The 19,930-nt window shown below is 60.5% G+C and carries 20 protein-coding genes and 1 riboswitch; of the genes, 8 read left to right on the top strand and 12 right to left on the bottom strand.

Going from position 1 to position 19,930, the window contains the following annotated elements; all coding sequences use genetic code 11:
• Positions 1-65: 65 nt before the first annotated feature.
• Together K7H22_RS08660 and K7H22_RS08665 are read right to left on the bottom strand one after the other, a co-directional pair.
• Entirely contained in the window at positions 66-479 is a 414-nt protein-coding gene (locus K7H22_RS08660; RefSeq protein WP_230800347.1) for a DUF4864 domain-containing protein, read from the bottom strand.
• Positions 480-558: 79 nt separating this feature from the next.
• Positions 559-2,133: a lysine--tRNA ligase gene (locus tag K7H22_RS08665; protein ID WP_230800348.1), complete on the bottom strand. Its 1,575-nt coding sequence runs from the start codon at positions 2,131-2,133 to the stop codon at positions 559-561.
• Between the two features lie 136 nt (positions 2,134-2,269).
• Between K7H22_RS08665 and K7H22_RS08670 the strand changes: the two genes are divergently transcribed.
• Both K7H22_RS08670 and K7H22_RS08675 read left to right on the top strand, forming a co-directional pair.
• On the top strand, positions 2,270-2,695 hold the full coding sequence (locus K7H22_RS08670; RefSeq protein ID WP_230800349.1) for a tellurite resistance TerB family protein: 426 nt from the start codon (positions 2,270-2,272) through the stop codon (positions 2,693-2,695).
• 184 nt (positions 2,696-2,879) lie between these two features.
• A complete protein-coding gene (locus K7H22_RS08675; protein WP_230800350.1) occupies positions 2,880-3,512 on the top strand; it encodes a hypothetical protein in 633 nt (210 codons plus the stop codon).
• A 54-nt stretch (positions 3,513-3,566) separates the two neighbouring features.
• Here the strand turns inward: K7H22_RS08675 and dacB are convergent, their stop codons facing one another.
• Both dacB and K7H22_RS08685 read right to left on the bottom strand, forming a co-directional pair.
• Positions 3,567-5,066, bottom strand: a complete 1,500-nt coding sequence (gene dacB / locus K7H22_RS08680; protein WP_230800351.1) for a D-alanyl-D-alanine carboxypeptidase/D-alanyl-D-alanine-endopeptidase — start codon at positions 5,064-5,066, stop codon at positions 3,567-3,569.
• Positions 5,067-5,126: 60 nt separating this feature from the next.
• Complete coding sequence (locus K7H22_RS08685; protein ID WP_230800352.1) at positions 5,127-5,741, bottom strand: nicotinate-nucleotide adenylyltransferase; 615 nt, start codon at positions 5,739-5,741, stop codon at positions 5,127-5,129.
• Positions 5,742-5,911: 170 nt separating this feature from the next.
• On the opposite strand from K7H22_RS08685, the gene ettA reads away from it, so the two are divergent.
• Both ettA and K7H22_RS08695 read left to right on the top strand, forming a co-directional pair.
• On the top strand, positions 5,912-7,567 hold the full coding sequence (gene ettA, locus K7H22_RS08690; protein ID WP_230800353.1) for an energy-dependent translational throttle protein EttA: 1,656 nt from the start codon (positions 5,912-5,914) through the stop codon (positions 7,565-7,567).
• A 137-nt stretch (positions 7,568-7,704) separates the two neighbouring features.
• Positions 7,705-8,271 (top strand): L,D-transpeptidase, encoded by a 567-nt coding sequence (locus tag K7H22_RS08695; RefSeq protein WP_230800354.1) that lies wholly within the window; start codon positions 7,705-7,707, stop codon positions 8,269-8,271.
• 67 nt (positions 8,272-8,338) lie between these two features.
• Here the strand turns inward: K7H22_RS08695 and K7H22_RS08700 are convergent, their stop codons facing one another.
• A complete protein-coding gene (locus tag K7H22_RS08700; protein WP_230800355.1) occupies positions 8,339-8,542 on the bottom strand; it encodes a YgaP family membrane protein in 204 nt (67 codons plus the stop codon).
• A 103-nt stretch (positions 8,543-8,645) separates the two neighbouring features.
• Positions 8,646-8,888, bottom strand: a complete 243-nt coding sequence (locus K7H22_RS08705; protein ID WP_230800356.1) for a hypothetical protein — start codon at positions 8,886-8,888, stop codon at positions 8,646-8,648.
• Positions 8,889-9,191: 303 nt separating this feature from the next.
• Here K7H22_RS08705 and K7H22_RS08710 point away from each other — a divergent pair, with 303 nt between their 5' ends.
• Positions 9,192-9,398: a cold-shock protein gene (locus tag K7H22_RS08710; protein ID WP_230800357.1), complete on the top strand. Its 207-nt coding sequence runs from the start codon at positions 9,192-9,194 to the stop codon at positions 9,396-9,398.
• Between the two features lie 76 nt (positions 9,399-9,474).
• On the opposite strand, the gene trxC is transcribed toward K7H22_RS08710, so the two are convergent.
• On the bottom strand, positions 9,475-9,909 hold the full coding sequence (gene trxC / locus K7H22_RS08715; protein ID WP_230800358.1) for a thioredoxin TrxC: 435 nt from the start codon (positions 9,907-9,909) through the stop codon (positions 9,475-9,477).
• 273 nt (positions 9,910-10,182) lie between these two features.
• On the opposite strand from trxC, the gene K7H22_RS08720 reads away from it, so the two are divergent.
• Positions 10,183-10,389: a cold-shock protein gene (locus K7H22_RS08720; RefSeq protein WP_068290543.1), complete on the top strand. Its 207-nt coding sequence runs from the start codon at positions 10,183-10,185 to the stop codon at positions 10,387-10,389.
• A 57-nt stretch (positions 10,390-10,446) separates the two neighbouring features.
• On the opposite strand, the gene K7H22_RS08725 is transcribed toward K7H22_RS08720, so the two are convergent.
• Positions 10,447-11,100, bottom strand: a complete 654-nt coding sequence (locus tag K7H22_RS08725; RefSeq protein WP_230800359.1) for an arylesterase — start codon at positions 11,098-11,100, stop codon at positions 10,447-10,449.
• A 70-nt stretch (positions 11,101-11,170) separates the two neighbouring features.
• Here K7H22_RS08725 and K7H22_RS08730 point away from each other — a divergent pair, with 70 nt between their 5' ends.
• Together K7H22_RS08730 and K7H22_RS08735 are read left to right on the top strand one after the other, a co-directional pair.
• Positions 11,171-11,878, top strand: coding sequence for an ABC transporter ATP-binding protein (locus K7H22_RS08730; protein ID WP_230800360.1), 708 nt, complete (start codon positions 11,171-11,173; stop codon positions 11,876-11,878).
• Entirely contained in the window at positions 11,875-14,403 is a 2,529-nt protein-coding gene (locus tag K7H22_RS08735) for an ABC transporter permease (protein ID WP_230800361.1), read from the top strand. Before K7H22_RS08730 ends, K7H22_RS08735 begins: the two co-directional genes overlap by 4 nt.
• 126 nt (positions 14,404-14,529) lie before the next feature.
• Here K7H22_RS08735 and gcvP read toward each other — a convergent pair whose 3' ends face one another.
• The 4 genes from gcvP to K7H22_RS08755 all read right to left on the bottom strand — a co-directional run bounded on the left by gcvP (position 14,530) and on the right by K7H22_RS08755 (position 19,752).
• Entirely contained in the window at positions 14,530-17,379 is a 2,850-nt protein-coding gene (gcvP, locus tag K7H22_RS08740; RefSeq protein WP_230800362.1) for an aminomethyl-transferring glycine dehydrogenase, read from the bottom strand.
• A 96-nt stretch (positions 17,380-17,475) separates the two neighbouring features.
• On the bottom strand, positions 17,476-17,835 hold the full coding sequence (gcvH, locus tag K7H22_RS08745; protein WP_230800363.1) for a glycine cleavage system protein GcvH: 360 nt from the start codon (positions 17,833-17,835) through the stop codon (positions 17,476-17,478).
• Positions 17,836-17,872: 37 nt separating this feature from the next.
• On the bottom strand, positions 17,873-18,997 hold the full coding sequence (gcvT, locus tag K7H22_RS08750) for a glycine cleavage system aminomethyltransferase GcvT (RefSeq protein WP_230800364.1): 1,125 nt from the start codon (positions 18,995-18,997) through the stop codon (positions 17,873-17,875).
• Between the two features lie 154 nt (positions 18,998-19,151).
• A riboswitch (glycine riboswitch) is annotated at positions 19,152-19,236 on the bottom strand.
• A gap of 69 nt (positions 19,237-19,305) precedes the next feature.
• Positions 19,306-19,752 carry an RrF2 family transcriptional regulator gene (locus K7H22_RS08755; protein WP_230800365.1) on the bottom strand — a complete coding sequence of 149 codons (447 nt, stop codon included), beginning with the start codon at positions 19,750-19,752 and terminating at the stop codon, positions 19,306-19,308.
• Between the last annotated feature and the right edge of the window lie 178 nt (positions 19,753-19,930).

Raw genomic sequence — 19,930 nt, forward strand, 5'->3', positions numbered from 1 at the left:
GATCTATCAACAAGCGGTTAATGAAGACCGAGAGCACCGTGACGATGCTCTTGCAGACACATGGTTCAAGCGCTGACCTCGGGCTCGCGCAGAAGTTGCACGCCGTTAATCTGCCAGCCATCAGGCGACTGGATCATCTGGTAGTCAAGGATATGAACGCGACCCGTCCCGTCGATAATCCTTACCTTCTGCCAGATAGCCCCCGCAATCTCGCGCTGTTCAAGGAATGTCACCTCGCCCGGACGCCAGACCATCGGATAGCCTTGCTGCACCATCGCGCCGAAGTTTTCCGGCGTGCGAAAGATATTTTTGATCAGCGGGCTGGCGAAACCGAAGGCCGTGCCGACATCGTCGGTCTTGAACGCCTCAAGCTGCTGGCCGATCGTGTCTTCGATTCCGCGATCCTGCGCGGTTGCGGGATTGCCCCCGACCCAAAAGGCCAGAACAAGAGTCATGAGGAATGCGTACAGGCGGGTCATCTGCTTCTCCGTCATCTGTGTGACACTGAAGCTAGAACGGCCTGACGCCGGGTCAATCCTATGCGTCGGACGCCTGGGGTCAGCCCAGATCACCCGCCAGCGCGCGGTCGATCAGGGCCACAGTTTCATCGACACCATAGAGTGCGATAAAGCCCCCAAAACGCGGACCTTGGCTCGCGCCCAACAGAACCTCGTACAATGCGGTGAACCAGTCGCGCAGCGGATCGAAACGGTCGCGCCCCACGGCAAAGACCAGCCCTTGCAGGGCCTCGGCATCCAGCCCGCCATCCCAGGTTTTCAACTGGTCGCGCAGATCGACCAGCGCTGCACGCTCCAGATCGCTGGGCGTGCGATAGGTTTTGTGCGGTTTGACGAAATCGTTGTAATAGCGCACGGCAAAACCGGCCGCCTGATCCAGATCGGGATGGGTGTCGGGCGCCGCCTCGGGCGCATAGCGCTTGATGAAGCCCCAGAGCTTTGCTTTTTCCTCAGCCGCCGATACGGATGCCAGATTGAGCAACATCGAGAAGGGCACCACCATCCGGCTTTCGGGCGGGTTGCCGCCGTGGATGTGCCAGACAGGGTTGTTCACCTTTCCCGCTGCATCCTGATCTGGATAGGCGCGCAACTGCTGGTGATATTCGTCCACCGCACGCGGGATCACGTCAAAATGCATGCGCTTGGCCGTTTTGGGTTTCTGGTACATGAAATAGGACAGGGATTCCGTGCTGGCATAGGTCAGCCATTCGTCGATTGTCAGACCGTTTCCTTTGGATTTGCTGATCTTCTCGCCGTTCTCGTCAAGGAATAGCTCGTAGGTGAAATGCTCGGGCTTGCGCCCTCCCAGTATCTCGCAGATGCGGTCATAGATCGGCGTATTGGTGCTGTGATCCTTGCCATACATCTCGAAATCCACATCCAGCGCGGCCCAACGCGCGCCAAAATCGGGCTTCCATTGCAGCTTGACCCGCCCGCCCGTAACCGGCAGCGTCCATTCACGGCCTGTTTCGTCGTCGAAGGTGATCGTGCCATCCTTGGCGTTCACCTCTTTCATCGGGACATAGAGAACCCGCCCTGTTTCAGGATGGATCGGCAAAAAGATCGAATAGGTCTGCTGACGCTCTTCACGCAGCGATTTCAGCATGACCGCCATCAGATCGTCATAGCGTTCTACCGCACGCAGCAGCACGGCGTCGAACTGGCCAGTCTTGTAGAACTCGGTCGCGCTGATGAATTCGTATTCGAACCCGAACGTATCCAGAAACCGGCGCAACATCGCGTTATTGTGATGACCGAAACTGTCATACTGCCCGAAGGGATCGGGCACCGATGTCAGCGGGCGTTGCAGATGTTCGCGCAGCATCTCGGTGTTGGGCACGTTCTCGGGAACTTTGCGCATCCCGTCCACATCATCCGAGAAACAGATCAGGCGGGTCGGAATATCCGAGATCAGCTCGAATGCGCGGCGGATCATGGTTGTGCGTGCCACCTCGCCGAAAGTGCCGATATGTGGTAGACCCGAGGGGCCATAGCCGGTTTCGAACAGCACATGCCCCTTGGCGGGCGGGGCTTTTTCGTAGCGTTTGACCAGTTTGCGCGCCTCTTCAAAAGGCCAGGCTTTCGAGGCAAGAGCGGCGTCGCGCAGATCGGTCATATCAGTCTCCATCCTGTGGCAGGATATACGGCGGGGAACCGCGCATGTCGCGCGGCGTCAATCGAGGCTTCCTATTGCTCCGTCCCCTGACAGTCAATATTCTGCACTGCAACACGAATGATCAGGACCACATGACATGACCGACGCATTGCCCCACCCTCTCAGCCCGCAGGATTGCCTTGTGGTGGTCATGATCGCGGTATCGCTGTCGGATGAAAACATCCGCACCTCGGAACTGGTCAAGATACAGGCGACGGTAAACCACCTGCCGATCTTTCGCGAATATGACATCGACCGGATGAAACGCATGGCGCAAACTGTGTTCGACCTGTTTTCGGAAGAAGACGGTCTGGATGCGCTGTTCGGTCTGGTGCGCGACAACCTGCCCGAACATCTATACGAGACCGCCTATGCGCTCGCCTGTGATGTGGCCGCAGCGGACGGGATCATTCTGGAAACAGAACTGCGCCTGCTGGAAGAGATCCGGTACGAATTGAGCATAGACCGCCTGCATGCCGCCGCCATCGAACGCGGCGCAAGGGCACGGCATCTTCCGGGTTAAAGTGTCAGAACAGAACGGCTATTGGCCCTTGCCGTGGCATCAATGATACAGGCATGGGTTGAATTATCCGTCGTGGCACAACTTCTTGCTACATCCATAGCCCGAATCTACACCCGTCTGTGACGGAGCGGGCTGTGCCGTTTGCATACCTGTTACGGCAAGATAACGAGTGTAGGAGTTAAAGATGAAAAAGACATTACCCGCGCTGGCTGTCGTCCTGTCCAGCATGGCGGCCACCGCATCGGCACAGAGCCTCGAAAATTTCTCGGTCGAGGCAGGCCTTTCGACCCTTGGCCTTTATATCGCTCCCAAAGCCGATTTAGCCCCCCAGTGGCAGATACGCGCGCCCCTCTACATGGGCAGCCTGTCGGATACTTTCGATGCCGATGGCAGCGATATCGACGGCAAGATCACTTCGAACTCGGTTGCAATCATGGCCGACTACAAAATCGGCGACGCAGGCTTCCGTGTATCGGGTGGTTTCTCGGTCGGCGGATACGAGTTGGAAGGCACCGCCACAACGCTGACGCTGGACGGTACCGACTACAACGGAAACTTCACCGCGAAAGTGGAACAGAAAAGAAATGTCACGCCGGTTCTTGCTGTCGGCTACGCCCGCGATCTGGGCAGCAACTGGGGCTTCGTCGCGGAACTGGGCGCGCGCATCACAAGTCTTGAGGTCAGCACAACCGGACAGGATGCCCTGAGCGCGACCGAACGCGCACAATTCGACGTGGATCTGGCGCAGGTCAACAGCGACCTGAGCGACATCAAGCTTCTACCCTTCATCACGCTGGGCGTCGGCTACAGGTTCTGATCCTGAAAACAGGCTGGGCGCGCGGATCAAGCCGCGGCCCGCCGCACCGCTTGCCTAAGTGCTGTAAAGCACACCCCACCGCTCGATCAGATTCTGTTGCAGCGTCTTGGCTCTGCGGTTCCATCCCTGCGCGCCTGCGGGTCTTTCACGCTCGGCGCGGGGGATGTTCTCGCGGCGCGGCACATCGGCCACAAAGATCGCGAAGGCCAGCGGCTTGCCATTCTCGCGGGTCATGTAGCCTGCAAGGCCGCTAACGAAATTGAGGGTTCCGGTCTTGGCACTGACCTTGATCTTATGACTGCTTACCGTGCGCCCGTTGTCATCCTTCATCGGAAAATCGCGCAGGATATCCGGAAGCAAACCCTGCCGCCGCGCCCGAACAAGGGCTGCCACCATATCCGCAGCAGCAAGGCGTGACCGGTCTCCCAGCCCTGAATGATCGACCAACGCAGCTGACGACATTCCCAGCGCGCCATTGGCCCAGCGGTTCATCACAGCGGCTGACGCGGCCAGCGATCCCGCCTGCGCGCCGCTCACCTGCGTAGTCGCAAGCCCCACCATCTCGGCGGTCAGGTTGGTGGAATAGCGTAGCATATCGCGCAGGATCTCGGTCAGAGGCGGGCTTTGGCGTCGCACAACCGCCGTGCCCCCCGGCATGTTTCGTACAACTTCCTCGGCAGGCAGGCGGATACCCTGCGAACCGGCAAGGATACGGAACACCTCGCCTGCGTAAACCTCGGGGCGTCGCACCGGCAACCAGCGCGCACCGCCATTGCCCAAGGCCGATTGCGCCACCGTCCATTCGTCGCTGCCCTGCGCGTCACGATAGGTATAGACCGGAAGATCCCGCGCGACGACCGACATGCGCGCCATCCGCACATCCGGCCTGTAGCGCGCCGTGCGGGCATCCATCGTGACCCCGTAGCCCTGTCCGTTGCGCTTCCATTCGAAATGGACGCGGTTGTTGTTCAGCGCCAGTCCCGACACAGCGGGGTTATAGCCGACATGGTCAGGCTGGCTGTCGTCAATTACGCGGGCATAAGGCAACGCCCCGCCCCAGACCAGAAACCGCCCGCGCACCTCGCGGATACCCACCGCCTTGAGGCTGGCCGCCATCTCGGCCAGACCGTCCGTATCCAGCACGGGATCACCGCCACCCGCCAGCACCAGATCGCCCGACAGGATTCCGTTCTGCACGGGGCCGGTCGCGATCAATCGGGTCTCGAACCGGTGCGCCGGTCCCAGCGTATCCAACGCATAGATCGCGGTCAGCGCCTTGACGACACTTGCAGGCGGCAAGCCGCGTTGGGGATCGCGCACTTCCAGCAGGCTGCCTGTTTGCGCGTCTGCCACCGCAAAAACCACATCCCCGCCCAGTTGGGCCTTGCCGATCAGCGCATCAATGGCAGGGGCGGTTGTGGCACGCCCTCCAGCGGGCCGCACCACGGGGCGCAATGATTGCGAAGGGGCATTGGCGCAGGCAGGCGCCCCGAAAAGCGCCACCGCCGCGGCCGACCCAGCCAGAAATTTCCGCCTTGAAAACATGTCATTCATTCCAGAAACCTAGCTGCCCTTCCCGTCATCCGGCAAGCCCACATCCGCGTGAGGGCGCAATTACGCGCCCCGATCCCCGCCCCAATCGCCCCGCGCGCGGATCGCGGAAGACGAGATATCCTTGAGCGGCGCATTCACAAAGCACCATGCAGGGGCCGCGGCCAGACCAAGCCGCTGGCTTTGGGAACCCTTGATCCGCGCCGCATGGAAAATCCGTGCCGCACGCGCGGCACGGGCTGGCAGGTTCTGCCCCGGCCGCGCCATCACGCCGACAGGCACGCGCATCATAATCTGCTGCCAGTCCTGCCAGTGATGGAACTGCACAAGGTTATCCGCCCCCATCAGCCAGACGAACCGAACGCCCGGATAAGCCTGCTGCAACGCGGCGATGGTCTGGGCTGTGTAGCGTGTGCCGGCGCGGGCTTCGAAATCGGTGACAGTCACGCGCGGATCGACGATCATGGCACGGGCGCGGGCGATCCGTTCGGCCATAGGTGCAGGTCCGCGCGCCTTGAGCGGATTTCCGGGGCTGACCAGCCACCAGAGCCGGTCCAGCCCGAACCGTCGCAGCGCCACCCGTGTGATATGCACATGCCCTGCATGAGCCGGATCAAACGACCCGCCCAACAGCCCGATCACCTGACCGGCGCGGGCATAGGGTATTTCATGGCGCATCAGGCCTCCATCGACGCATGTTCTGGGCGCATGCTTTCGCGCCGCAGTAGTCCCAGCGTGTTAGGGACTTGTCAATTGCCAAGCCCTATTGAGCCGCAGCGCATTGCCCCCGCGCCGCATGACCGCTATCTAGGCGCAAAATACACGCATTCTCCGAAGGAGCGATCCGAATGGCATCCTACCAATATGTTTACCACATGCAGGGGGTCTCAAAGACCTATCCCGGCGGCAAGAAATGTTTCGAGAATATCCACCTGAACTTCCTGCCCGGCGTGAAGATCGGTGTCGTGGGCGTCAACGGCTCTGGTAAGTCGACGCTGCTCAAGATCATGGCCGGCATGGACAAGGATTTTCAGGGCGAAGCATGGCATGCCGAAGGGGCAACTGTGGGGTATCTGCCGCAAGAGCCGGAACTGGACCCCTCGCTGGATGTGCGCGGCAATGTGATGCTGGGCGTTGCCAAGAAGAAGGCCATTTTGGACCGCTACAACGAATTGGCGATGAACTATTCCGACGAGACCGCCGACGAGATGGCCGAGTTGCAGGACAAGATCGACGCCGAGAACCTGTGGGATCTGGACAGCCAGATCGACATCTCGCTCGAGGCGTTGCGCTGCCCGCCTGACGATGCGGACGTGACCCTGCTGTCGGGCGGTGAAAAGCGCCGCGTGGCCCTGTGCAAACTTTTGCTGCAGGCGCCCGACATGCTGCTTTTGGACGAACCGACCAACCACCTTGACGCTGAAACCATCGCGTGGTTGCAAAACCACCTGATCGCCTATCCCGGCACCATCCTGATCGTGACGCATGACCGTTACTTCCTGGATGACATCACCGGCTGGATTCTGGAACTCGACCGTGGTCGCGGCATCCCCTACGAAGGCAACTACTCCAGCTGGCTGGAGCAGAAGGCCAAACGCCTGTCGCAGGAAGCGCGCGAGGATAAGTCCAAGCAGAAGACGCTGGAGCGGGAACTGGAATGGATGCGGCAGGGTGCCAAGGCACGGCAGGCCAAATCCAAGGCGCGTATCAATGCCTATAACGATCTGGCCAACCAGTCGGAACGCGAGAAACTGGCCAACGCCCAGATCGTCATTCCGAACGGCCCCCGCCTTGGCAACAAGGTGATCGAGGTGAACGGCCTCAAGAAACACATGGGCGACAAGCTTCTGGTCGAGGACCTGAGCTTCTCCCTCCCGCCCGGTGGTATTGTCGGCGTGATCGGCCCCAACGGTGCCGGTAAAACCACCCTGTTCCGAATCCTGACCGGACAGGAAAAGGCGGATGAGGGCACTGTGGAATATGGTGACACGGTCAAGCTGTCCTATGTCGATCAGAACCGCGACGACCTGAACCCGAACGAAAACGTCTGGGAAGCGATTGCCGACGGGCAGGATATCATCAAACTGGGCGACGCCGAAGTGAACGCGCGGGCCTATTGTTCAGCCTTCAACTTCAAGGGCGGCGACCAACAGAAAAAGGTCTCGTTGCTGTCGGGCGGCGAGCGGAACCGCGTACACATGGCGCGCCTGCTGCGGTCGGGTGGCAATGTCCTGCTGCTTGACGAACCGACCAACGACCTTGATGTGGAAACCCTGCGCGCATTGGAAGATGCGCTGGTGGATTTCGCAGGCTGCGCTGTCGTCATCTCGCACGACCGCTTCTTTCTTGACCGGATATGCACCCATATCCTCGCCTTCGAGGGCGATGCCCATGTCGAATGGTTCGAAGGCAACTTCGAGGAATACGAGGAAGACAAGAAACGCCGTCTGGGAGCCGATGCACTGGAACCCAAGCGGATCAAATTCAAGAAATTCACCCGCTGATCGCTTTGATCACATGGGGCAAGCCGACCCAAAAGGCACGGCTTGCCCTGATTTGTCCGATACGATCTTGCATCGCTTGAACGAATCCCCCTCGGGTGGCACATTTTCATCATATCCAACAAGGAATTGAGCTTCAGATGATCTCTCGCCGCAGCTTTGTCGCTTCGACCCTCGCCGCAACCGCCTTGCCGCAGACAGTGTTTGCACAGGCCAAGACATTCACCCTGAACCCGCGCTTTGCCCCGCAAGAAGTCGCATTTGACGCCAAATACGGTGCCGGACAGCTTCTGGTACTGCCGCGCGCGCATTTTCTGTATTTCATCACCGATAGCGGGCGCGCACGTCGTTACGGCGTCGGTGTCGGCAAGGCCGGTCTGGATTTCACCGGCACAGCAACGATATCGGTCAAAAAGGAATGGCCCACCTGGCGCCCTACGAACGAGATGATCGAACGCGATCCACGGGCCTATGCCAAGTTCATTGACAATGATTATGTGCAGCCCGGCGGTGCCGGGAACCCGCTTGGCGCACGCGCGCTCTATCTGTTCCAGAACGGACGCGACACCTATTACCGCATCCACGGCACGACCGAACCGCAAAGCATCGGGCGCTCCGTGTCAAACGGATGCATCCGGATGATCAACGACCATGTGATCGACCTTTATAGCCGGGTGCCGGTCGGAACTGTCGTGACAGTGCTCTGACAACTGGCAGAAAATGAAAAAGGGGGGCGCGATGCCCCCCCTTGTCTGTTTGGCCTGCCGCCGTCGGTTACTTGAACGCGCAACCGCTTTTGACTCCAAGCTTGCGGAACACGCTGGCCGCAGGGCAGAAGCCGGTAATCGAGGACTGGATCAGGTTGACGCCGATAAACACGGTGAACCACATGAACAGTGGTGATACCAAAGCGGTCAGCACCACGCTCAGCAGAACCATAAATCCGGCAAACATCATCACGCTACGGTCAAGTGTCATTTCTGTCATCCTTGGTCAGAGCAGCCCCACCTCAGGGCTGCGTTGACCTTGATATACACTGGCCGCCATTGACATTCAAGTATTGGAATACGACTTGAGGCAATCAGAGCAACAGTGACCAGACCAGATAGTTCGGCACCAGAAAGGCGAATGCGATACAAAGCAGTTTTGCACCGTGAACGATCGCAGGAAAAACACCACGACCCTTGGACGCTTCGCCGAAGCTCATCGTTCCGGCCATCAATGCGTAGCCTCCGGCCAGTTGCGACTGTTCCTTGCGCCGGATCGACGCCATCGCAGCCTCTGTCACCGCAGCCTGACGCTGTACCTCTTGTTCGCGTGACATAATGAACCCTCCGTCCATGCAAGCGCTCCTTCAAAATCCATTCGAGTAAATGAGCCGCAGTTTGGAATTGTCGAGGGCTACTCGCCGAGTTTTCTCACGTAATCACACAAATTCAAAGGGTTCCGATCCGGGCAGGGAATTCCCTTGCTATCGCAAGACCAACCTGTCATACATTGCCTCGCTACGTTATTCTTTTTCGACCACTGTCTTCCGTCCAACGGCGCTCAGTCCATTCGATCCAGACCGACCAACGCCAGGCCATCGCACTCTGCGGATGGCGACTTAAGACAGGAGACCACGGATATGGCCACAGGCACCGTGAAATGGTTCAACACCACTAAAGGCTTCGGCTTCATTGCACCCGATGGCGGCAGCAAAGATGTGTTCGTGCACATCTCGGCAGTCGAGCGCTCGGGTCTGACCGGCCTCGCCGACAACCAGAAAGTGACCTTCGACATCGAGTCGGGTCGTGATGGCCGCGAATCCGCGACCAACCTTTCGCTGGCATAATTTTCTGCCCCTCGGGGTTTGAGATGATACGGGCGCGCAAGATATTGCGCGCCCGTATTCGTTGAGGCGACGTGCTTTAGACTGCCGATTTGATCCAGTCGACAATCGACGCGGCAGGCATCGCACCGGACTGGCGCTGACGTTCGCGTCCACCAGCGAAAGCAGCCATCGTGGGTATCCCGCGAATGTTATAGGTCGCGCCCGCCTGCGGATGCGCCTCGGTATTGAGCTTGACCAGTCGTGCCTGCCCCGCCAGAACCTCCGCCGCTTTCGAGAACTCAGGCGCCATCATCCGGCACGGGCCGCACCACGGCGCCCAGAAATCGACCACCAACGGCAAATCGTCATTGCGCGCTGCCTTTTGCAATGTCGGCAAATCCACTTCGACTGCCTTGGCAGACAAAAGCTGGGCGCCACAGGTGCCGCATTTCGGGCCAGCGCCCAGACGCGCCTGCGGGACGCGGTTCACCTGCCCGCATTGCAGGCAGGTCAGTTTCTTGGCATCGGACATGGTTATCTCCGCAAAAACATTCTTGTTTCAATATATGAAGTGTTGTGACGCAAAAAAGCTCGGCTCGGCAGAAATTTGCTGAAAACAGCCCTAAAACACCCGATTTGGCCCTCAGATTCCCTCTTGAAACGACTCTGGACCGATCACATACTGATAAATGCGACGTTACCACTATCGAATAGCCTGCTCCTTCACAGGTCAGTACCTCGATTATGCACTGACTAGCCGGGCTGCCGCACAGTGCGGGCAGCAGAACTGTCAAGGAGATGCGGTATGGCCACTGGCACCGTGAAATGGTTCAACACCACCAAAGGTTACGGATTCATTGCGCCCGATGGCGGCAGCAAGGACGTTTTCGTTCATATTTCAGCAGTTGAACGGTCGGGTCTGACCGGACTTGCTGACAACCAGAAGGTCAAGTTCGACATCGAACCGGGCCGTGATGGTCGCGAATCTGCCGTGAATATCTCGCTGGCCTAAGATTACTAACGTGCCAAGACCAGAACGGGTCCCGCATCGGGGCCTGTATTTTTGTGCCTAGTCCTGCGCAGCGCGACGCGTCTGCGCCTCGGTGATCAGCGCCTGCACCGCCGGACCCATTGCCTTGACGATCAGCGCGACTCCTTCGGCATTCGGATGGATTCCGTCTGGCTGGAAATACTGCCGCGCCGCGGACAGATCGCTTTCGCCCAGCCCTTTGAAGAAATTGTCGAAATAGAGAACGCCATAGGTGTCGGCCAGTTCGGGCCAGATCGCCTCGAAATCGGCCTTGAATTCTGGGCCGTAATTGCTGGGCGCCTGCATGCCCACGAGAAGAACGGGCACATCGGTCTTGGCCGCGACCTGCAGGATACCCTCGATATTCGCCCGCGTCAGCGCAGGGTCCAGCCCGCGCAGCAGGTCATTACCGCCCAGCGCAAGGATCATCCCGTGAACATCCGGCGTCAGCGTCCATTCGATGCGCGATAGACCGCCGGCAGTCGTGTCACCCGACACACCCGCATTGACCACGCGCACCGTCTCGTCCTGCGCCGCCAGCCATTCCCGCATCTGCGGCACAAAGCCTTCGTCATCCATCAACCCGTAGCCCTGGGTCAGGCTGTCTCCGAAAGCCACGATCGACAAAGGCAGCTCGCGGGTTTGTTGTGCCTGCAAAGGCATCACAAACATGGTTAGGGCCACGACAAACACAGTCCACACCTTGCCCCATCCGGCCAAGGCACCATATGACAAAAAACGAATAGATAGCAGGCGCATCCCAATGACCTCTCCGGTTCTTTCCCTGACAGATACAGCGCTGTCGCTTGATGGCAATGCTGGTCGCGTTGATATCCTCCACGGCATCACCCTTGATGTCCAGAAGGGCGAGACCCTCGGGCTGGTCGGTCCGTCAGGTTCTGGCAAATCTTCTCTCCTCATGCTGATGGGCGGGCTGGAACGCGCCACGGGGGGCCGGATCACGGCATTGGGTCAGGACCTGACCAATATGACCGAGGACCAACTGGCCCGCTTCCGCAGGGATCATATGGGTGTTGTGTTCCAATCCTTCCATCTTATCCCGACTATGACTGCCTTGGAAAACGTCGCAACCCCGCTGGAACTGGCCGGACACAAGGACGCCTTTGCCCGTGCACGGGCCGAATTGGAAGCCGTCGGGCTGGCCAGCCGCGCCGATCACTATCCCTCGCAAATGTCGGGCGGCGAACAGCAGCGTGTGGCTTTGGCGCGGGCATCGGCCCCGCGTCCTGCCATCCTGCTGGCGGACGAGCCGACAGGTAATCTGGACGGTTCCAACGGGGCGGCGATCATTGATCTGCTCTTCGGCCTGCGCGACAAGCACGGGGCCACCTTGGTTCTGGTTACCCATTCCGATGAACTGGCCGCGCGCTGCGACCGTGTCATCCGGCTGCGTGACGGGGTGATCGACACCGGCGCCTCTGCTCCGGCAAAGGCTGAGGCTGCGGAATGAGTCTGCGGGTCGCGTCCCGTTTCGCCGCCCGCGAGTTGCGTGGCGGCTTAAAAGGGTTCCGTATCTTTCTGGCCTGTCTTGCGCTGGGTGTGGCGGCGATTGCCGCTGTAGGATCGGTGCGCGCCAGTATTGAGGCGGGGCTTGCCCGCGAGGGCGCAGCGATCCTTGGCGGCGATGCCGAGATTGATCTGACCTACCGTTTTGCCACAGCTGAAGAACGCGCATGGCTGGACGAAATCGCGCTTGAAGTGTCCGAGGTGACGGATTTCCGGTCGATGGTGGTCAAGGGTGCGGGCGATACGGCCGAACGTGGTCTGACACAGGTCAAATCGGTGGACGGGGCTTATCCGTTGATCGGTCAAGTGACGCTGGAACCCGCGATGCCTCTGGCGCAAGCCCTGGCTGGGGCGGATGGGCTGCCTGGTGCCGTGGTGCATCCCCTACTGATCGACAGAATGGGGATGCAGATCGGCGATACGTTCCGTCTGGGCACACAGGATTTCCGGCTGATGGCCGCAATCATGCGCGAACCCGATGCCGGCGCGGACGGTTTCGGCCTTGGGCCGCGCACGATCGTGGCAACCACAGCGCTGGAAGATGCGGGATTGCTGACGCCCGGCACGCTTTATTCGACAGAATACCGGATGCTGTTACCCGAAGACAGTGATCTTGACGCGCTTGAGACGCAGGTTGGCGACCGTTTCGAAGGCGCTGGCGCCCGTTGGCGCGACAGCCGCAACGGTGCCCCCAGTGTCGCCCGCTTTGTCGAACGCTTGGGATCGTTCCTGATCCTTGTCGGCCTGTCCGGTCTGGCCGTGGGCGGTGTCGGCGTATCGGCTGCCGTGCGCGCCTATCTGGCGGGCAAGACCAGCGTGATCGCCACGCTCCGCACCTTGGGGGCCGACCGCGCCACGATATTCCAGACCTATTTCCTACAAATTGGCGCCCTCAGCCTGCTCGGGATCACATTGGGTCTTTTGCTTGGCGCGGCGATCCCGCTGGCTTTGGGACCATTCCTTGAAGCGCGCCTGCCAGTGCCGGCGGTCTTTACCGTCCATCCAGCCCCCTTGATCGAAGCTGCGATTTACGGCGCACTGACCGCTTTGATCTTTACCCTCTGGCCGCTGTCACGCACCGAGGAGGTGCGCGCGGCCACGCTGTTCCGCGATGCGCTATCCTCCACCCGCGCGCTGCCACCTGTGCGGATGCTGGGCGTCATCATCGTGCTACTGGCCGCGCTGATTGGCACCGCTATGGCCTTTTCCGGTGCAGCCATGCTGACCCTCTGGACCGCCGGTGGTATTCTGGGGGCGCTGGTGCTGCTGACCGTGACCGCCTTCGGTGTGCGCGCCCTGACCAAACGCTTGCGCGGAACGGCGCAGGGGCGTCCGATCCTGCGGTGGGCGCTTGCCGCCATCGGCGGGCAGCGGGACGAGGCGACATCGGTGATCCTGTCGCTGGGCTTGGGCCTGTCGGTGCTGGCCGCTGTGGGCCAGATCGACGGCAATTTGCGCGGCGCTATCGCCAACGACCTGCCGGATGTGGCGCCCTCCTATTTCTTCGTGGATATCCAGCGCGACCAGATGCCTGCCTTCCTCGACCGTCTGGAAAATGACCCCGCCGTGTCGCGTATCGACAGCGCACCGATGTTGCGCGGCGTAATCACGCAGATCAACGGCCGCCCCGCACGGGAAGTGGCCGGCGATCACTGGGTCGTCACCGGAGACAGGGCCGTCACCTACGCCAATACGATACCCGACGGCACCAAGATCCTGGCGGGTGAATGGTGGCCCGATGATTATGACGGGCCGCCCCAGATCAGCTTTGCAGAAGAAGAAGCCCGCGAGATGGGGGTCGGCCTTGGCGACACGATTACAATGAATGTGCTAGGCCGCGACATCACTGGCACGATCACCAGTCTGCGCGAGGTGGATTTTTCCACCGGCGCGATGGGCTTCGTGTTGACCATGAACGAACGCGCATTGGCGGGCGCACCGCATACCTTCATCTCGACCGTCTATGCCGAGGAACAGGCCGAGGCGCAGATCCTGCGCGATGTGGCAGGGTCCGCGCCCAATATCACCGCGATCCGTGTGCGCGACGCGATTGATCAGGTCTCTGAAGTGCTATCAGGTCTGGCCGCTGCCACATCCTACGGCGCTGCCGCCACGCTGCTGACAGGGTTTCTGGTGTTGATCGGAGCCGCAGCAGCGGGCGAGCGTGCCCGCACCTACGAGGCGGCATTGCTCAAGACACTCGGGGCCAGCCGGTCACGTATCCTGCGCAGCTTTGCCTTGCGCGCAGCCCTGCTGGGCGCAGCCGCAGGGGTAGTCGCTATCGCGGCAGGGATCGGCGGCGGTTGGGCGGTCAGCCATTTCGTGATGCAGACCGGCTTTACCGTGATCTGGCCCTCGGCCATAGCGATTGTGCTGGGCGGGGTGCTGGCGACGCTTCTGTCCGGTCTGGCCTTTGCATGGAGGCCCTTGGCCGCGCGTCCGGCTCAAGTGCTGCGCGCAAGGGAATAACCTCAGCCCACGACCAGTTCCTGCGCAATACTGCGTCCCGAATGAACTGGAAAGCGCCGACGCCACGACAAGATACCGCACCGGAAGCAGGACCGCCAAGGTTTCCCTTGGCGGCCATCTTATCCGCTATTCTGCCGCTTCTGCGTAATCGCTCATCGGCGGGCAGGTGCACACCAGATTGCGGTCGCCCCACGCGTTGTCGACGCGGTTCACGGGGGGCCAGTATTTGTCGACGCGGAAGGCCCCCGGAGGGAAGCAGCCCTGTTCGCGGCTGTAGGGTCGGTCCCAATCGCCCACCAAGTCTTCGACCGTGTGGGGCGCGTGTTTCAGCGGGTTGTTCGCGGGATCGCTGCGGCCTTCCTCGATGTCGCGGATTTCGGCACGGATCGCCAGCATCGCATCGCAGAAGCGGTCAAGTTCGGCCTTGGTCTCGGACTCGGTCGGCTCAACCATCAGGGTGCCCGCTACCGGCCAGCTCATCGTGGGGGCGTGGAAGCCGCAATCGATCAGACGTTTCGCGATATCCTCGACCGTAACACCCGCACTATCCGCAAAGGGGCGCACGTCGATAATGCACTCATGCGCCACGCGGCCTGTCGGACCTTTATAGAGGATGGGATAGGCCCCCTCCAACCGTTTGGCGATGTAATTCGCGTTCAGGATGGCCACGCGGGTTGCCTGCGTCAGACCTGCACCGCCCATCATCAGGCAATAGGCCCAGCTGATTGTCAGGATCGAGGCCGACCCGTAGGGCGAACCCGAGACCGGCCCCTCGTCGCCGCCTGTCATCAAATGGCCGGGAAGATAGGGCACCAGATGCGCCTTCACGCCAATCGGTCCCATGCCGGGGCCACCGCCACCATGCGGGATGGCAAAAGTCTTGTGCAGGTTCAGGTGGCTGACATCGCCACCCAGATCGCCCGGACGCGACAGTCCCACCATGGCGTTCATATTGGCCCCGTCGATATAGACCTGACCGCCGTGGTCATGGGTGATCTTGCAGACCTCGATCACCGTTTCCTCGAACACGCCATGGGTCGAGGGATAGGTGATCATGCAGCCTGCCAGATTGTCGGCATGCTTTTCCGCCTTGGCGCGGAAATCATCCAGGTCAATATCACCATTGGCCGAGGATTCCACAGGCACCACCGTCCAGCCCACCATCTGCGCCGAGGCAGGGTTGGTGCCATGGGCGTTCATCGGGATCAGGCAGATACTGCGGTGTCCTTGCCCCTGCGCGCGCTGATAGGCGGCGATGGTCAGAAGTCCCGCATATTCGCCCTGCGCGCCAGAATTGGGCTGCATCGACATGCCGTCATAGCCCGTCACCTGACAGAGTTTATCGCTGAGGTCATTGACGATATGCGCGTAACCCGCCGCCTGATCCAGCGGCACGAACGGGTGCATGTCCGAGAATTCCGGCCAACTGAGCGGCATCATCTCGGCAGCCGAGTTCAGCTTCATTGTGCAGCTTCCAAGCGGGATCATCGCACGGTCCAGCGCCAGATCGCGGTCCGCCAAGCGGCGCATGTAGCGCATCATCTCGGTCTCGGCGCGGTTCATGTGGAACACGCCATGGGTGAGGTAGGGGGTTTGCCGCACCAGCGCATCTGGCAGTGCAAACCCCGGCGCGATGCCCTCATCCTTTCGGGTGATCCCGAAAGCGCGCCAGACAGCCTCGATCGTGGCGGGGCGGGTGACTTCGTCCAGCGTGATGCCGATACGGGTCTTGCCCACAGCGCGCAGGTTGATGCCCTCATCCACGGCAGACTTCATCACTGCCGCTTGCAGCGGGCCGACATCGACGGTGATGGTGTCAAAGAAATGCCTCTGTTCAACTTTGAAACCAGCTTCCTCCAACCCGCGCGCCAGACGCACAGTTTTGCGGTGGATGCGCTGCGCAATAGCTTTCAGCCCCTCCGGTCCGTGGAAAACGGCGTAGAACGAGGCCATGACCGCCAGCAAAGCCTGTGCGGTGCAGACGTTCGACGTGGCTTTCTCGCGCCGGATATGCTGCTCGCGGGTTTGCAGCGACAGCCGGTAAGCGCGGTTGCCATTGGCGTCGATGGACACACCCACCAAACGCCCCGGCATGGCGCGTTTGAACGCATCGCGGCAGGCCATATAGGCGGCGTGCGGGCCACCATAGCCCAAGGGCACGCCAAAGCGCTGCGTCGAACCCACAGCGATATCGGCTCCCATCGCGCCCGGCTCTTTCAGCAGGCACAGCGCCATGGGATCAGCGATGACGATGCCGATGGCTTTTGCGTCATGCAAGGCGTCCATCTGGGCGGTGAAATCGGTCAGGGTGCCATTGGTGCCGGGATACTGGAAAATTGCGCCAAAGACCGTGTCGGCCTGCAGGTCGGCAGGCGCGCCCACGATAACCTCGATTCCCAAAGGTGCTGCGCGGGTCTGGATCACGCCGATATTTTGCGGGTGGCAGTTCTCGTCGACGAAAAAGGCCATCGCTTTCGATTTTGCAACGCGCTGCGCCATGGTCATGGCTTCCGCCGCCGCTGTCGCCTCGTCAAGCAGCGAGGCATTGGCGATTTCAAGGCCCGTCAGGTCGCTGACCATGGTCTGGTAGTTCAGAAGCGCCTCAAGCCGGCCTTGGCTGATTTCGGGCTGGTAGGGTGTGTAAGCCGTATACCATGCGGGGTTCTCAAGTATATTGCGCTGGATCGCGGGGGGCGTGACCGTGCCATGAAACCCCTGCCCGATCAGACTGGTAAGGACCGTGTTACGCTTGCCGACCTGCCGCATGTGATAGAGCAATTCGCGCTCGGACCGTGGCTCCTCGAACGCCAGCGGCTCTTTCTGCCGGATCGCGGCAGGCACCGTGTCGTCGATCAGCGCGCCCAGATCGGTAGCGCCCACCACCTTGAGCATCTCGGCCATTTCCGCCGGAGAGGGGCCGATATGGCGGCGATTGGCAAAATCATACGGCTGATAGTCGGTTGGCTTGAAGCTCATCGCCCGGATTCCTTGCTTGTCACTATATCAGATGTCGTCGCATTCTGGCGCAGGCAGCCCCGCAGACGGCGGGGCCGCGTGCAGGATGCTGTGGGATCAGTCCACCAGATCCTTGTATTCATCCTCGTCCATGAACTGGTCCAGCAGGGACAGATCGTCGATCTTCATCTTGAAGAACCACGCATCACCTGTGGGGTCGCTGTTCACCTTGCCGGGCTCGTCCACGATGACCTCGTTGATCTCGACGATCTCGCCATCCAGGGGCGCTGCGATGTCGGAGGCCGCCTTGACGCTTTCGATCACGACAATCTCGTCACCGGCGGCAACCATCGTGCCGACCTCGGGCAGTTCCACGAAAACCACGTCGCCAAGCTGCGTGCTGGCATGTTCGGTGATCCCGACCACGACCAGATCCCCCTCGATACGCAGCCATTCATGATCTTCAGTATATTTCATCGCTCTGGTCCCTTTTGGTTGGCGCTGTCGCTTTGTGTTAACGTTTGAAATTTGCAGGCGTAAAGGGCAAGGGCACCACGGCAACCGGCAGCCGCTTGCCCCGCACCTCGCCAAAAAGCGGGGTTCCCACTGCGGCATGATCACGCGCAACCATGCCCATGGCAACAGGCGCACCGATGGTCGGACCAAAGCCGCCCGAAGTAACGCGCCCGATGGCTACGCCTCCCTCTGCGGTGCTGAACAGTTCGACCCCCTCGCGCATCGGCGCGCGGCCTTCGGGCAGCAGACCGACACGGGCGCGGGACGCGGATTGCGCCTGTTCCGCAAGGATGCGCGCAGCCCCCGGAAATCCGCCCTCGCGAGTGCCACCGGCCCGGCGCACCTTCTGGATCGCCCAGCCAAGCCCCGCCTCGATCGGCGATGTTGTGGCGTCGATATCATGGCCGTAAAGGCAAAGCCCCGCTTCCAGACGCAAGGAATCGCGCGCACCAAGGCCGATCGCCTCGACCCTGTCATCAGACAATAGGGCGCGCGCCAGATTCTCGGCAGCATCGGCGGGCACCGAAATCTCGAACCCGTCCTCGCCCGTGTAGCCCGAGCGCGACACCCAACAGACAGCCTCTGCAAGATCCAGATCGGCCACATCCATAAACCGCATATCGCGTACAGCATCGTTCAGCCCCGCCAGCACATCCTCGGCCAGCGGGCCTTGCAGCGCCAGAAGCGCACGGTCGCTGATCACCTCTAGCGAGACACCCTCCGGCAAGCCTGCCCGCATCAGCGCGACATCGGCGTCTTTGCAGGCCGCGTTGATCACCACGAAAAGGTAGTCACCGCGATTGGCCAGCATCAGATCGTCCTCGATCCCGCCTGCCTCATTGGTGAAATAGCCATAGCGCTGCCGGTTCATTCCAAGCCCCGCGATATCCACCGGCACCAATGCCTCCATCGCCAGGGCGATGGTCTGAAAATCCGGTCCGCGCAGGATCACCTGCCCCATATGGCTGACATCGAACAGACCGGCAGACTTGCGCGTGTGCAGATGCTCCTGCATCACGCCAAGCCCGTATTGGACTGGCATGGCATATCCTGCGAATGGCACCATCTTGGCGCCAAGCTCGACGTGCAATTCCTCTAGCGGCAAATGCAAAAGCTCGCTCATCGTATCCCTTTCGATGCGCCGCGCTGACCATGTGAATCAATCAATCGGCATCCTTTTCCCGCGCAATCCGCAGGTCTTGATGCCCCCTCTGTCCTGATGCCTGAGATCGTTATCCCGTCGGCGGGTGCTCAAGGCACCACTCTCCAGAGTCTGTCGTGTCTGACCGGTCCTTGGGCCTGAGAGTTTCCGGGGCGGTTGCTCCTTCGGCACCGGTTACCCGGTTCTCCCGATCTGACAATTCAAGCCATAAACGAGTCGTAACATCCCGACAAGTGGTCGCTTTCGGGCGGCGGCGCAAAAAGCGCTTTTCAGGCGCGGCAGGCAATCGGATGCATGATTTCAAGCAGACGCGTATTGCCGCAGACCAGCGCGTCAAGAGTAATGTCGTCCAGATGCGCGTAAAACGCCTCTGCGGCATCGGCCACGGCAACCCTGAGCCTGCAAGCATCCACCAGAGGGCATGTATTGTCCACATCGGCAAAGCATTCCGCGATGGGCACCTGACTTTCCAGCGCGCGAAACACATCTCCGATCCGGATCGCAGCCATCTCCCGCCCCAGCATTAAACCGCCGTTGCGGCCGCGCTGGGTACGCAGATAACCCAATTGCCCCAACTGGTTGATCACCTGAGCCAGATGGTTCTCGGAGGTGTTGCAACAGCGGGCAATCTCGGATTTCGTTACCAGACGCGCTTCGTTCGCCGCGCAATACATCAAGACGCGCATCGCCAAATTTGTTCGTTTCGTAATTCGCATATCGCAGCCTTCCCTGTATGGGGTTGCCATCAACCTGCCCGCCTTTAGCCCTTATGTGATTGACATGGATCAACCGGCCGCGCGTTTGTTGTATGAAGGATGCGTTTTATCCGAACTCGGCCCGGATCGCGGCCAATGCGTCTTCTTGACATAAATATCCTCGGGGGCGTCGAACATC

The sequence above is a fragment of the Seohaeicola saemankumensis genome (assembly GCF_021021435.1).
Classification (GTDB): Bacteria; Pseudomonadota; Alphaproteobacteria; order Rhodobacterales; family Rhodobacteraceae; genus Seohaeicola.

Bases quoted from the DNA above. Each gene is read 5' to 3' on its own strand.
- K7H22_RS08675 (WP_230800350.1), top strand. From the start codon at position 2,880: ATGAAAAAGACATTACCCGCGCTGGCTGTCGTCCTGTCCAGCATGGCG.
- K7H22_RS08735 (WP_230800361.1), top strand. From the start codon at position 11,875: ATGAGTCTGCGGGTCGCGTCCCGTTTCGCCGCCCGCGAGTTGCGTGGC.
- K7H22_RS08705 (WP_230800356.1), bottom strand. From the start codon at position 8,888: ATGTCACGCGAACAAGAGGTACAGCGTCAGGCTGCGGTGACAGAGGCT.
- K7H22_RS08720 (WP_068290543.1), top strand. From the start codon at position 10,183: ATGGCCACTGGCACCGTGAAATGGTTCAACACCACCAAAGGTTACGGA.
- K7H22_RS08695 (WP_230800354.1), top strand. From the start codon at position 7,705: ATGATCTCTCGCCGCAGCTTTGTCGCTTCGACCCTCGCCGCAACCGCC.
- K7H22_RS08670 (WP_230800349.1), top strand. From the start codon at position 2,270: ATGACCGACGCATTGCCCCACCCTCTCAGCCCGCAGGATTGCCTTGTG.
- K7H22_RS08700 (WP_230800355.1), bottom strand. From the start codon at position 8,542: ATGACACTTGACCGTAGCGTGATGATGTTTGCCGGATTTATGGTTCTG.
- K7H22_RS08660 (WP_230800347.1), bottom strand. From the start codon at position 479: ATGACCCGCCTGTACGCATTCCTCATGACTCTTGTTCTGGCCTTTTGG.
- gcvT (WP_230800364.1), bottom strand. From the start codon at position 18,997: ATGAGCGAGCTTTTGCATTTGCCGCTAGAGGAATTGCACGTCGAGCTT.
- gcvH (WP_230800363.1), bottom strand. From the start codon at position 17,835: ATGAAATATACTGAAGATCATGAATGGCTGCGTATCGAGGGGGATCTG.
- K7H22_RS08755 (WP_230800365.1), bottom strand. From the start codon at position 19,752: ATGCGAATTACGAAACGAACAAATTTGGCGATGCGCGTCTTGATGTAT.
- trxC (WP_230800358.1), bottom strand. From the start codon at position 9,909: ATGTCCGATGCCAAGAAACTGACCTGCCTGCAATGCGGGCAGGTGAAC.
- K7H22_RS08665 (WP_230800348.1), bottom strand. From the start codon at position 2,133: ATGACCGATCTGCGCGACGCCGCTCTTGCCTCGAAAGCCTGGCCTTTT.
- dacB (WP_230800351.1), bottom strand. From the start codon at position 5,066: ATGAATGACATGTTTTCAAGGCGGAAATTTCTGGCTGGGTCGGCCGCG.
- K7H22_RS08710 (WP_230800357.1), top strand. From the start codon at position 9,192: ATGGCCACAGGCACCGTGAAATGGTTCAACACCACTAAAGGCTTCGGC.
- ettA (WP_230800353.1), top strand. From the start codon at position 5,912: ATGGCATCCTACCAATATGTTTACCACATGCAGGGGGTCTCAAAGACC.
- K7H22_RS08685 (WP_230800352.1), bottom strand. From the start codon at position 5,741: ATGCGCCATGAAATACCCTATGCCCGCGCCGGTCAGGTGATCGGGCTG.
- K7H22_RS08730 (WP_230800360.1), top strand. From the start codon at position 11,171: ATGACCTCTCCGGTTCTTTCCCTGACAGATACAGCGCTGTCGCTTGAT.
- gcvP (WP_230800362.1), bottom strand. From the start codon at position 17,379: ATGAGCTTCAAGCCAACCGACTATCAGCCGTATGATTTTGCCAATCGC.